10 protein-coding genes are annotated in these 13,341 nt (G+C 43.5%); 6 read left to right on the top strand and 4 right to left on the bottom strand.

Features of this window, described 5'->3' with window-relative positions; all coding sequences use genetic code 11:
* Positions 1-43 precede the first annotated feature (43 nt).
* Positions 44-457, bottom strand: coding sequence for an rRNA maturation RNase YbeY (gene ybeY, locus NBH06_RS09440; RefSeq protein ID WP_250794040.1), 414 nt, complete (start codon positions 455-457; stop codon positions 44-46).
* Between the two features lie 127 nt (positions 458-584).
* Positions 585-1,817: a spore maturation protein gene (locus NBH06_RS09445; RefSeq protein ID WP_021891724.1), complete on the bottom strand. Its 1,233-nt coding sequence runs from the start codon at positions 1,815-1,817 to the stop codon at positions 585-587.
* A gap of 486 nt (positions 1,818-2,303) precedes the next feature.
* Here NBH06_RS09445 and NBH06_RS09450 point away from each other — a divergent pair, with 486 nt between their 5' ends.
* On the top strand, positions 2,304-3,104 hold the full coding sequence (locus tag NBH06_RS09450; protein ID WP_250794042.1) for a KilA-N domain-containing protein: 801 nt from the start codon (positions 2,304-2,306) through the stop codon (positions 3,102-3,104).
* Positions 3,105-3,122: 18 nt separating this feature from the next.
* On the top strand, positions 3,123-3,824 hold the full coding sequence (locus NBH06_RS09455) for a DNA alkylation repair protein (protein WP_250794044.1): 702 nt from the start codon (positions 3,123-3,125) through the stop codon (positions 3,822-3,824).
* An 847-nt stretch (positions 3,825-4,671) separates the two neighbouring features.
* Here the strand turns inward: NBH06_RS09455 and NBH06_RS09460 are convergent.
* Both NBH06_RS09460 and NBH06_RS09465 read right to left on the bottom strand, forming a co-directional pair.
* Positions 4,672-6,534 carry a right-handed parallel beta-helix repeat-containing protein gene (locus tag NBH06_RS09460; RefSeq protein ID WP_250794046.1) on the bottom strand — a complete coding sequence of 621 codons (1,863 nt, stop codon included), beginning with the start codon at positions 6,532-6,534 and terminating at the stop codon, positions 4,672-4,674.
* A gap of 221 nt (positions 6,535-6,755) precedes the next feature.
* Positions 6,756-7,832: a TlpA disulfide reductase family protein gene (locus NBH06_RS09465; protein ID WP_046413651.1), complete on the bottom strand. Its 1,077-nt coding sequence runs from the start codon at positions 7,830-7,832 to the stop codon at positions 6,756-6,758.
* Positions 7,833-8,126: 294 nt separating this feature from the next.
* Between NBH06_RS09465 and NBH06_RS09470 the strand changes: the two genes are divergently transcribed.
* From NBH06_RS09470 to NBH06_RS09485, 4 genes are all read left to right on the top strand, one after another.
* The gene (locus NBH06_RS09470) at positions 8,127-8,816 is read left to right on the top strand and encodes a succinate dehydrogenase/fumarate reductase cytochrome b subunit (RefSeq protein WP_008863020.1); all 690 of its coding nucleotides are present in this window, start codon (positions 8,127-8,129) and stop codon (positions 8,814-8,816) included.
* A gap of 36 nt (positions 8,817-8,852) precedes the next feature.
* On the top strand, positions 8,853-10,874 hold the full coding sequence (locus NBH06_RS09475; protein WP_008863019.1) for a fumarate reductase/succinate dehydrogenase flavoprotein subunit: 2,022 nt from the start codon (positions 8,853-8,855) through the stop codon (positions 10,872-10,874).
* A gap of 44 nt (positions 10,875-10,918) precedes the next feature.
* Entirely contained in the window at positions 10,919-11,674 is a 756-nt protein-coding gene (locus NBH06_RS09480) for a succinate dehydrogenase/fumarate reductase iron-sulfur subunit (protein WP_008863018.1), read from the top strand.
* A 252-nt stretch (positions 11,675-11,926) separates the two neighbouring features.
* Complete coding sequence (locus NBH06_RS09485; protein ID WP_250794048.1) at positions 11,927-13,327, top strand: tetratricopeptide repeat protein; 1,401 nt, start codon at positions 11,927-11,929, stop codon at positions 13,325-13,327.
* Positions 13,328-13,341: the final 14 nt, after the last annotated feature.

Raw genomic sequence — 13,341 nt, forward strand, 5'->3', positions numbered from 1 at the left:
AAAGAACCCTCCCCCGCTACATAGAAATCAGAAATATATTCAATCACCTCAGCTTCAAAGCCTCGTTCTCATGACGAGTCATTATCTCACGCTCACCCGGACCTTTATCGTTGATACCGCACAAATGCAAAACACCGTGTATGATAATCCGATGAAGCTCTTCGTCATAATCGGTTCCGAACTGTTCCGCATTGGAACGGACAGTATCCACGCTGATAAATATATCACCGCCTATTTTATCGCCCTCGGTATAGTCAAACGTAATCACATCGGTATAATAGTCATGCTGCAAATAAGCCTTATTCACTTCGAGAATCTTCTCATCGGAACAAAAGATATAGGCTATATCGCCGCATTTCTTCCCATACCCCGAAGCGACACGACGTATCCAATCGGTCGTTTCTCTCTTTTTTATCGCCGGCATCTTGACGTCTTCGGCAAAATAACTCACAGCCATGACTTTATCTCTTTTATCTTATAAAACACTCGCAACGCACAGCTACGGAGGCCGAATCCTCGTTTATACGAGGTACGAACCCATTTCCGCATACTCTGCAAAGATAGTGCAATTCTGCGAATAAGAATTACTTGAAGAAGAAATAAGAAACCGTAATAGCCGAAATAGCCCCTATCACATCGGCCAGCAAAGCGTAGCCGACCGCATAGCGGGTCTTACGCACCCCTACGCTACCGAAATAGACCGCCAAGATATAAAATGTCGTGTCGGTCGATCCTTGCACGGTACAAGCTACCCTACCCACAAAGGAGTCTACACCATAAGCCGACATCGCATCGACCATCATACCTCGCGAACCGCTACCGCTCAACGACTTCATCAAAGCCGTAGGCAATGCCCCCACAAATTCGGTATCTATTCCCAACCAACCGAAAACCGTAGCAAAACCCTCGACGATATAATCCATCGCTCCCGATGCCCGAAATATCCCGATAGCCACGAGAATAGCCACTAAATAGGGTATGATCATAACCGCCGTCTTAAAACCCTCTTTCGCGCCCTCTATAAAAGCATCGTAAACATTGATTCGCTTGACAAACCCCGCCACGATAAAAATTACGATAATCGTAAACAGAATACTGTTGGCTGCAAAAGCCGAATAAGACGAAATCTTCTCTTCCGGCAAAGAGGAGAAATAATAAAACACCCCGCCCACAAAAGCGGTAAGCCCCAATCCCCATAGCAGAATTACCCGGTCGAATATATTGATTCGCTGTTTGATACACAATGCCAAAAGCCCCACGAACGTCGCCATAAACGTGGCGATTAAAATGGGCAAGAAAACGTCCGAAGGATTGGCTGCCCCCATCTGTGCCCGATAAGTCATCACCCCGATAGGAATCAAGGTCAACCCCGAAGCGTTCAAAACCAAGAACATCAGCATGGCATCGGTTGCCGTGTCCTTCTTGGGATTCAACTCTTGCAACTCTCTCATCGCCTTCAATCCCAATGGAGTAGCAGCATTGTCCAACCCCAACATATTGGCAGAAACATTCATGAACATCGACCCCAAAGCTGGATGCCCTTTGGGAACTCCCGGGAAAAGTCGGGAAAACAACGGACTGATCCAACGCGACAAAACAGCGACTACCCCACCCCGCTCCCCTATTTTCATAAGTCCGAGCCACAACGTAAGAACTCCTGTCAAACCCAAAGAAATATCGAACGCACTCCGAGCCGAGGAAAACGAAGCATTCATAATATCGGTCCAGATTCCCGTGTTTCCATATACGAAAGTCTGTACCACCGCCACCACAAAAGCAATAACGAAAAATGCGATCCAAATGTAATTGAGAACCATGCCGAGACTGTTTTCAAATTATCTTTCTAAAAAACGAACATAGCACAAACCCTGAGTAAAAACAAATTTACTTGACGATGACAACACGTAATCTATGTTTCGTAGCTTCACTACAAAAATAGTCATTTTAAGCAAACCCACTCTTTTTCTTTCCCCAAAAAAGGATTTACACCCAGCCCAAAGAACCGACTGTTCTATTTCTTCTTGATTCCCGCATTCCAATTTTTATCATATACGACTATATATCAATCATTTATTCAAATTTTATCTTCCTGAGAATCGAATATTTTCCATCACCTTGCCGCCTATCCGCAAATTTTTCAACAGAACCCTTTAAAATTAACATCTAAAAACATTGTAAAAAACAATAATTATAAAAGACAACGACTATACCAAAGAAGCTAAAATTTCAAATTTCAAAAAAATCAAAAATTATATTTATCCATAAAATTTTATTTATAAATTCGTTTCTCAACAAATATCGATATGGCAAAAATAAAAGTAGAGGACACCGAGATTAGAATTATACAAATCAACGATAATGACTATATCTCATTAACCGACATGTTACGGGCCAAAGATGGAGAATATTTTTTCTACAATTGGTTGCGCAACAGAAATACGATAGAATTTTTAGGCATTTGGGAAAAAGTTTATAATCCAAATTTTAATTCTGTCGAATTCGACAGAATTAAATCCCAAGCCGGATTAAACAGCTTCCGTCTAAGTGCCAAAGAATGGACAGAAAGCACCCATGCGATAGGCATTGTATCCAAAACCGGTCGTTATGGTGGAACCTATGCTCACAAAGACATTGCTATGGAATTTGCAATGTGGATAAGTCCTGAATTTAAAGTTTACCTGATTAGGGAATTCCAACGGCTAAAAGAAAACGAGCAAAAACTGTTAGGCTGGTCTGCCAAACGAGAACTCTCAAAAATCAATTATCACATACACACAGATGCCATTAAACAAAATCTTATTCCCTCGGAACTTACAAATCAACAAGCAAATATTATATATGCAAACGAAGCAGATGTATTGAATATGGCGCTTTTCGGTATAACCGCTGCTCAATGGAGAGAAACCAATCCTAACAAAAAAGGTAATATTCGAGACTATGCTACGATCAACCAACTCATTTGTTTATCAAATATGGAAAATCTCAATGCCGTATTCATAGAACAAGGTATTCCTCAAAAAGAACGGCTCATCAAACTTAACCAAATAGCCATTCAACAAATGAAAATTTTGGAAGCAAACAATGAAAGAACCTTTCTTAAATAAAACTCGACATCTTCAATCATGCACACAGCACAAGACATAGAGCAAGCGATTCGGGCGGCAGCCAACCCCGACAAAGCAAAAACCCTCTCTGGATTCTTTAAAACCGGAAAAGGAGAATACGGCGAGCAAGACATATTCATCGGCATCCCCGTTCCTGTAACGCGCAATATCGTCAAACAATACTTAGATACCCCGCTCGACCAACTCGAAATCCTGTTACACAACCCGGTTCACGAGTTGCGCATGGCCGCCTTGTTATGTATGGTCGAACAATTCAAAAAAGCCGATGCCAACCGTCGAGAAGCGATATACCACACCTATTTATCCAATACCGCATATATCAACAACTGGGATTTGGTCGATTTATCCGCAGCACAAATCGTCGGAGGCTATCTCGAAGAACAAGACCACACCCCACTCTATCGGCTGGCCCAAAGCAGCCTCATCTGGGAACAACGCATTTCGATTGTCTCCACTTGGCAATGGATCCGCAAAGGCCGTTTTGACGACACCCTCGCTATCGCCGATATTCTCTTGTACAACAAACACGACCTAATCCGCAAAGCCGTAGGCTGGATGCTGCGAGAGGTCGGGAAAAAGGATAAAATCCGGCTCTGTACTTTCCTCGACACCCGTTATCGCGATATGCCTCGAACCATGCTTCGCTACGCCATTGAAAAATTCCCGCCCGAAGAACGACGACATTATATGCAGAAATAACATAAACAACGCACGGCCATATACAGGCATTGAATGAGATTCCAAAAATCTATCGACTACAATCCCACCACCCCCAATGAAGGAATTTAAAATACATCTGTCCTTTATCTGCCTCGATGACAACGTTACCTCATAACTCGGTTCAGTCTATAAATTAGTGAGGATATCGACCCAATAGGAAATCAAAGGGAATCGTCTTTCAAATTCTCTCTTGTATTCGCGGGTAGAGGTAAAAAGAATATTCGAAGCGACATCTTAGTCCTCTCCTCTTGCCGTGGTGGCTCGTGATATTACGGAGGAATCGCACGTAAATCGAAGCAGGAGCGAAGACGAAAATACATCTCAGCCTCTCCCCCTGCCATGCCCCATAGTATTGCGGGGCACTATATTAGCCATATAGAGGAGACTCCAAAGAAACTATCGTTTCTTTGGAGAGGGGTTGAAAAAGATCATTTGATTGTAGAGTTCAACCCCCTCGCTCTGTGGGCACTCCTCCTATATTCCTTGCAGGAACACCCCGTAATGCTACGGGGCACAGCAAAGGGAAGAGGGAGATACACTACCCTATTCCTGTTATCGAAAGCATTCACACTTCTCCCTTGTGTTTTGAGCAAAATATAGGGGAGAAGGAGTAATACACTCTGTATAGAAATTTAAACAAGAATCAAACTCTCCCCAAAAGTTCGGTACGCGGTTATCTACAAAAATTCCATAGCTAAAATACATATCTACCCCTCGGATTCTCTACTGAACTCACAGCTCAGGTACACCGGCTTACCCTTTACTCATTTCACAAAAAAACGGGAACTTCGTGAAGTTCCCGTTTTTAAACACATGATGAATTCTATTATTTAATAACCAAACGATGGTTGTGTTCGTTGCCGTTTAGAGTGATACGAATCAGATAAATTCCGGGATTCAAACCTTCCACAGAAACAGATTGTGCAGGCATAGCGACCTCTTTTACCAAGCTGCCTTGCAAATCATAAATAGCGATATTCGAAACACCTTCCGTCAAGTTGATATTGCCTTGTGCAGGATTAGGCCAAAACAATTTCTCAACAGCTACACGCTCTATCGACGTGGCTTTCTCCACTTCATAGGAGCCGATGGCCGGATTAGTCGCCGAACGAGATTTGCCGCGTTGGTCCACTGTGGGAACACCTTCTACCACAATACCGGCTCCGGCTGCGATACCGTCGGCTGCAATAGCGATATTTTTGGTCGTACCCTCATTGAGAGCCGGAATAGGTTCATCTTCCGCAAACAGTTTCTGATCGGTATAAACTACATTATCCACAAATTCGTCGGTGGTCACAGGTGTACCTTCCAAAGCCGTACCATATATATTGTGAGTACCCGAAATAACACAATCGTTATGAGTATAAATATCGGGGCCACCGATACCTCTTACAAGAATAGAATTATAGATTTGAACGATTGCTTTGGAAGCTATATGGATTCCCGACCCATAGGTTTCATGCACACCCTTGTTATCTACAAAAGTACAATTATAAATAGTAGCATCTCCTTGTAAGGCCAAAGCTCCTCCACCATTATTTGCTCCTGTAATTTCATTTTTATAAAAAGTACAGTTGGTAAACGTAGCATTTTTAGAAGTAGATAGGATAGCTCCACCATGTGCTGCCGATAAATTCTCCCCGAAATAACAGCCAGCAACCTTATAGGTAACCGCCGTCTTTAACGAAGCATACCATGCACCGCCAGAAGTACCCGTAGCTTCATTATGCTCGAAAGAACAATTCTCAACAGTAACATCACCCATCCAAGTCAATAATGCACCACCTCCCTTAGCCGTATTATTCGTAAATGTCGTGTTGACGATTTTCAAAGCGCCATCGGTTACATTATTATTCTGTTCTACTGCTCCACCATAATTTGTCGCTGTATTTTCGGTAAATGTACAATTTATTATTTCTGCCGAAGCTCCTGCATTCTGCAAAAATATAGCCCCTCCGTTCGTAGATTTTCCAGTAGAAGTGTTACCGGTGAAAACACAGTCGGTAAAATAGTTCGTACTGCCCGAGCAACAAACAGCTCCACCATGAGCTTCACTAGTATTATTCGTAAATGTACAATTAGTAAAACGACCTGTTACACCTTTATTGGTATATAATGCACCTCCGGCTTTCGTTCCCGATAGGTTTTGAAAAGTACAGTTCGTAAGCGTAATATCGCCGCATGCCATAATACCGGCAGCATAACCGTTTTTCGCCTTATCGAAAAGCAGATTCTCACCGGTAAGCGTACCGTTTGCACCTACCAAAATAGTAGCCGACCAAGTAGCCATAGTCGTTTCCGTATCGACCAAAGCCGTACCGTCACCACCGTAGAGCGTACAGTTTTTCAACGTAAGCGATATTAATTCCGCTCCATCTTCGGGTTCGTAAAGCCCGATTTTAAAAATACGATAATTAGAGACTCCCGGCTCGGCCACGGAAATCGTTTTTCCTTTACCGTCGATAGTCAGGTTTTTGTCTATCAAAATCGTTTCGGGAATCGTAACGGTGGTCTCATCACCGATAGACAGCTCGATGACCGACCCGCCCGGTGCATTAGCCACGACATAAGGGAGAGTTCCTTCTTCGTCTGCACCTCCCGATGTTTTGGTCACTAATAAATTTTCGGCAAAAGCCGTACCCGAAAACAAAAATAGAGCACAGCTCACTAAAAGTAATTTGTTTTTCATAATAACACTTTTTAGAATTGATAAGAAATGAAATAATTATTTTTTTGCAAGTATAATATTTTTTTATTTATATACAAAGTATTTCGTTTACTTTCTTTCTAAATTCTATAATTTTCTATTTGAATCAAAAATGAAACATAAAAGAAAAAGAAATGAAACACAAACACACAAAAAAAGGAGTGGCAATCGCCACTCCTTTAACCCTTACGATAGGAAATCTATTATTTCTTCATAACTTCTGCCACCTTTTCCTTCATTGCCTCTTCGCGCAAATCGCGAGCGACAATCGTACCGTCGGGAGCAAACAAAATGATGTGAGGGATTCCTTGAATACCGTATAATTCGGTAGGAATCTGCTGTGCATTAATAATCTGAGGCCAAACGATTCCCAGTTCCTTTATAGCTTTTTGAGTATCTTCTACTTTATCCCAAACGGCTACGCCCAAGACATCGAGTCCTTTACTATGATATTTATCGTACAACTCCTTGATATTAGGAATTTCGGCTCGACAAGGACCACACCAAGATGCCCAGAAGTCTACCAAAACATATTTTCCTTTTCCTACATAATCAGAAAGCGAAACCTTGCTGCCGTCCGGTTGCTCGATCGTGAAATCGGTAAACATAGCACCTTCGGCCGTCTTTTTCAATATCTCCTGTTGCTGAATCATCATTTTTATAAGCGGATTGGCCTTCAAAGTTTCGCCGGCGAGATTGAGCACGGAATCGAATTGAGCCGGTTCCAAATTCCAGTTGGCAATAGCCCATGCACCTACGGCATTGTCCTTATTCCTATCGAAATTCTCGGACATCACTCGGTTAAATTCGGGCATAATAGTATTCGTTTGAAAGTCTTGCCAAGCCTCGCGAAGCTCTTCTTCGGACAATCCTTTCTGCATAATTTCCTGTTGTTTGGCGATAATCGTATTCTGCAAAGAATCCATATCGGACATAAACAAAGCGAAACTATCGTTCAGAGGAGTACCCGAACGTTTATCGGTCTCTCCCATTTCAACAGCGATATCGCCGTTTTCAAGAACCAACTCCATACGATACGGACGTGATTGTATCTGGCAAATCAATGCGGTATCCGCTTTACCGGTAAACGTAAACTTACCATTGGCAATCACCGCGCTATCCAATACATTGCGGGATGCCATATCGGTCAAATAAACTTTATTTCCGTTCAACGTTGTATCGGAAACCGTTCCGTTAATCGTGTAAGAAGACGGATGCGTACCACAAGACACAACCGTTGCAGCCGTAACGGCCAATAAGAAAAAATTACTGTTCTTCATATTTATTTTTATTGATAATTGTAAAAAAACGACGCAAAACGAAAATAACGGCGAGTTTGTCCGATCAAGACGAGTGTAGCCTATTTTCGCGCTTATTGCAAAGATAGATATATTTTAAGAAAAAACACACGATTTACTTTCTTTAAGCATTCGGGAACTTCCCCGGCAACAGACTATACATTAAAGAAATATTTCCTTATTAGCTTGTTTATTCCGCATACTTCATTTAATTTTGCATGGTGTAAATTTGCATAAATTTCATTTACAACAAATAATAACTTAAATTCAAATCCTATGTGGTTAAGTAACTCGTCCATAGGACGAAAAGTAGTCATGAGTATTACCGGACTCTTTCTCGTCCTATTTCTAACGTTTCACATGTGTATGAACTTAGTGGCGTTAATCAGCCCTGCCGGCTACAATGCCGTTTGCCAATTTTTGGGAGCCAACTGGTATGCTTTGGCAGGAACTGTCATTCTCGCTGCCGGAGCCGTTCTTCACATTGTCTACGCATTTTGGTTGACCTTGCAAAACCGGAAGGCGCGCGGTAACGACCGTTATTTGGTGAACACTCGCCCGCAAACCGTAGAATGGGCATCTCAAAACATGCTCGTTTTGGGTATCATCGTTTTGTTGGGATTGGTTTTGCACCTCTTCAACTTTTGGTACAAAATGCAGCTCAACGAAATCGTCGGTCATTTGCCCGAAGTAAATCCTCACGACGGAATCGCCTTGATCCGCGAAACATTCGGTTGCCCGATCTATGTAGTTATTTATCTCATTTGGTTCGTTGCTTTGTGGTTCCATCTCACTCATGGATTTTGGAGTGCCATGCAAACCATCGGTATCAACAACCACGTATGGTTCAACCGTTGGAAATGTATCTCCAACATTTTCGCAACAATCATCTGCTTGGGCTTTGCCGCCGTTGCCATCTCTTTCTATGTGATGAGCCTGACCGGTTGCGGAACTTGCACCCTTTAATAAACCAAACTATTTATTCACAGAAAAACAATTGTTATGTCTACCATAGATTCTAAAATACCCGAAGGCCCATTGGCCGAAAAGTGGACCAATTATAAAGCTCACCAAAAATTGGTGAACCCGGCCAACAAACGCCGTCTTGACATTATCGTCGTAGGTACGGGGCTTGCCGGTGGCTCTGCTGCTGCCACTCTCGGCGAGTTGGGTTTTAATGTATTGAACTTCTGCATTCAAGATTCACCTCGTCGCGCCCACTCTATTGCCGCTCAGGGAGGTATCAACGCCGCCAAAAACTATCAAAACGACGGAGACTCGGTATATCGTTTATTCTACGACACCATCAAGGGTGGCGACTATCGTGCCCGCGAAGCCAACGTTTACCGTCTGGCCGAAGTATCGAACAACATCATAGACCAATGCGTGGCACAAGGCGTTCCCTTTGCCCGCGAATATGGGGGTCAATTGGCTAACCGTTCTTTCGGTGGCGCTCAGGTATCTCGTACATTCTATGCCAAAGGCCAGACCGGACAACAGCTGTTGTTAGGTGCATATGCATCGCTCAACCGTCAGGTGAAAAAAGGTACGGTAAAACAATTTACACGTTACGAGATGCTCGACCTCGTGATTATCGACGGTCGTGCGCGCGGTATCATCGCCCGTAATCTGGTTACCGGAGAGATTGAAAGATTCGCGGCACACGCTGTCGTTATCGCTACCGGCGGATACGGAAACGTTTATTTCCTTTCGACCAACGCTATGGCATCGAATGGCTCGGTAGCCGTTCAATGTTATCATAAAGGCGCTTATTTCGCCAACCCGGCTTATGCTCAGATTCACCCCACTTGTATTCCTGCACACGGCGAGTTCCAATCGAAACTGACTTTGATGTCGGAGTCGTTGCGTAACGACGGTCGTATCTGGGTTCCGAAGAAAAAAGAAGATGCCGAAGCTATCCGTGCCGGCAAATTGAAACCGACCGACATCAAAGAAGAAGATCGCGACTACTACTTGGAACGTCGTTATCCGGCCTTCGGTAACCTTGTTCCTCGCGACGTAGCTTCTCGCGCAGCCAAAGAACGTTGTGATGCCGGTTATGGCGTAGGAGCTACGGGTTATGCCGTTTACCTCGATTTCAAAGAAAGTATCGAACGCTTAGGTAAACAAGCTATACAAGGTCTCGACCACCACGTGATCGAAAGTTTGGGCGGAGAACAAGCCGCTATCCAAATAAAAGGAAAAGAAGCCGTAGCCAGCCGTTACGGAAACCTCTTCCAGATGTATGAAAAAATCGTCGATGATAATCCGTATGAGACTCCTATGATGATTTATCCCGCATCGCACTACACGATGGGTGGTATCTGGGTAGACTACGAATTGATGACTTCCATTCCCGGTCTGTTCGCTATCGGCGAAGCCAACTTCTCGGACCACGGAGCCAACCGTTTGGGTGCTTCGGCTTTGATGCAAGGTCTTGCCGACGGTTATTTCGTACTTCCCTATACGATTCAAAACTATTTGTCCGACCAAATCCAAGTTCCCCGTTTCTCGACCGATCTGCCCGAATTTGTAGAAGCCGAAAAAGCGGTAAAAGCTCGTATCGCCCGTTTGATGAATATCAAGGGGAAACGTTCAGTAGACTCCATACACAAAGAGTTAGGACGTATCATGGTAGACTATGTGGGCATGGGACGTAACAAAGCCGGATTGGAAACTGCCCTCGAAAAAATCGAAGAGGTGAAGAAAGAATTCTACACCAACGTGCGCATTCCCGGCGAAGCCAATACACTGAACGTAGAGCTCGAAAAGGCTTTGCGTGTGGAAGACTTCCTCGAAATAGGCAAATTGATGGCCCTCGATGCTCTCAACCGCGAAGAATCTTGCGGCGGACACTTCCGTGAAGAATATCAAACAGAAGAAGGAGAAGCAAAACGTGACGATGAACACTTTATGTATGTAAGCTGCTGGAAATATCAAGGCGAAGACAAAAAGCCCGAATTATTGAAAGAAGAACTGAAATACGAAGCTATCAAAGTTCAACAACGTAACTACAAGAAATAATTTGTTTAATCGCCGTTTTAATTCCGGTATAACACGATAAAGTTATGGAAAAAACAATAAATATAACACTCAAAGTTTGGCGCCAGAAAGGTCCCAAAGAAAAAGGTAGATTTGAGGAATATAAACTTAATGGTGTATCTACCGACAGCTCTTTCCTCGAAATGCTCGACTTGCTCAACGAGCAACTGATTAACGAAGGCAAAGAGCCTGTAGTATTCGATCACGATTGCCGCGAAGGTATTTGCGGTATGTGTTCGCTCTATATCAACGGACACCCCCACGGGCCCGACACCAGCGTTACCACTTGCCAATTGCACATGCGTAAATTCAACGACGGAGACGTAATCACCGTAGAACCGTGGCGTTCGGCCGGATTCCCCGTTATTCGCGACTTGATGGTAGACCGTCGTGCATTCGACAAAATACAGCAAGCCGGAGGATATATCTCGGTAAACACGGGCGGTGCACAAGATGCCAACGCAATTCCTATCTCTAAAATCGATGCCGACGAGGCTATGGACTCGGCTACTTGTATCGGTTGCGGAGCTTGCGTAGCAGCTTGTAAAAACGGTTCGGCCATGTTGTTCGTTTCGGCTAAGGTAAGCCAATTCGCCCTGCTGCCGCAAGGCCGCGTAGAGGCTGCCGAACGCGCTCGTGCTATGGTTGCCAAGATGGACGAATTGGGATTCGGTAACTGTACCAACACCGGTGCTTGTGCCGCCGAATGTCCCAAAAACATTTCGTTGACGAACATCGCCCGTTTAAACCGCGAGTTCATTTGCGCTAAACTGAAAGACTAAAAATCCTAAGTTCATATCTTGAAAACTATCCCGGAAATCCGGGATAGTTTTTTTATACCCCTACCCGGAAACTGCGGCATGTCGCCATCGAGATGACTGAAAGATTGTATTTCCCAAATAGCGAATTATTTCTATCTTTGTCACTACAAAGATCATATGAGGTTCGGCGCAGCCAAGCCGAAAACAGGTTTTCCATTTGTCTCTGCCCTCACCTTTTCGTATCTTTGGAAGCTATTCTATTTTCTACCGGTCATGAAACGGGGTTTTATATACACCATATTATTACTATCGATATTACTCGGCTCATGTAACCATCGTGACACCGAAAAAGCTGAAATCCTCTATCAAAATGGTGTGGAGTTGGAAAAGCGTTATATGCCCGACTCAGCCGTCATTTTCTACCATAAAGCATTAAAACGACTCGACAAATCGAACGACAACGAGTTAAAGAGTAAAATATACAATCAACTCGGGAACCTTCTTCTGGAACACAACATTTACGAAACCGCTCGAAGAGCCTACCAACAAGCTCTATACGTTTCAAGAGAATTGGCAGACAAAAGCAATCTTTCCCACGCCTATCGGGGCATAGGGAAATACCATTTTCTCTATAAAGACCGTGACAGCGCCTTTTACTATTTCGAAAAACCGCTCGGATTTTTCCCGGAAATAAAAAATCGGGAAGAACGTTCCTCGGTCTATAATAATCTGACAAGCGCCTATAAATTGAAAAACGATATAAAAGCGGCATTGGAATGTAATGCGAAAGCGTTGTCTCTGACCAACGACGAAGTAAAACGATTGCGCAACTATGCCGTACGGGGACAGTTATTCGCCATGCAAATGCAATACGATTCGGCTTTGTTTTATCTCGAACAAGCCAGCCGCAGCGAAGATAAATCGGTAAAAGCCTCGGCCTATTTCAAGCTGGCCGATCTACCCGAAAAGTCGGGTATAACAGACTCCATGAAATATCGTTATTTACAGGAGGCCTATCGCCTGTCCGATTCGATTGAAAACATGGCTGTTTCTCACCAGATAGACCGACAAGAACAAATACGGATAACTTCCGACCTGAAAGAGCAAAGTCATATACGGCTCATTGTATCGATAACCGTTAGCATAATCGTCGTTCTGCTGTTATCTATCACGGTATTCTTCTTTTATCGGAAACATCTGAAACGATGCAACGAACGAATCTTCGCCCACAAATGGGAAAGACAAGAGGCCCGCGCCCAAGAAAACGAAAACCGGGAATTACAAATTATAGATATTATCAGAAAAGCAGGAGAAACATGTAGCAAACATTTCAAAGAAAGCAATATCTATACCGATTTATACAAAAAGATAAACTCCGATAAAGAATCGCTGAGTTATAACGAGCAGAAATCGTTCCAGACGACTATATTGAAAGAGTTCGATACCTATTTGCAACACGTTTCGAGCATAGTACCGCTAACCGACAACGACGCTTTTCTATGTGCATTGTTGCAACTCGGTTTTTCGACAAAAGAGTGTGCGGCTTGTCGGGGTATCAGCAGCGAAACCATACGTTCCCAACGGACACGCATCCGAAAAAAAATTCCTCAAAACTTTCTCTCTCAGGGATTGGGTGTCGTCATTTTAGGAGAAGAAAATCTTTCAAAACGTTAAATTGCAACGTTTCA

Source organism: Barnesiella sp. B2-R-119, from assembly GCF_023656675.1.
In the GTDB taxonomy this organism is placed as follows: Bacteria; Bacteroidota; Bacteroidia; order Bacteroidales; family Barnesiellaceae; genus Barnesiella; species Barnesiella intestinihominis.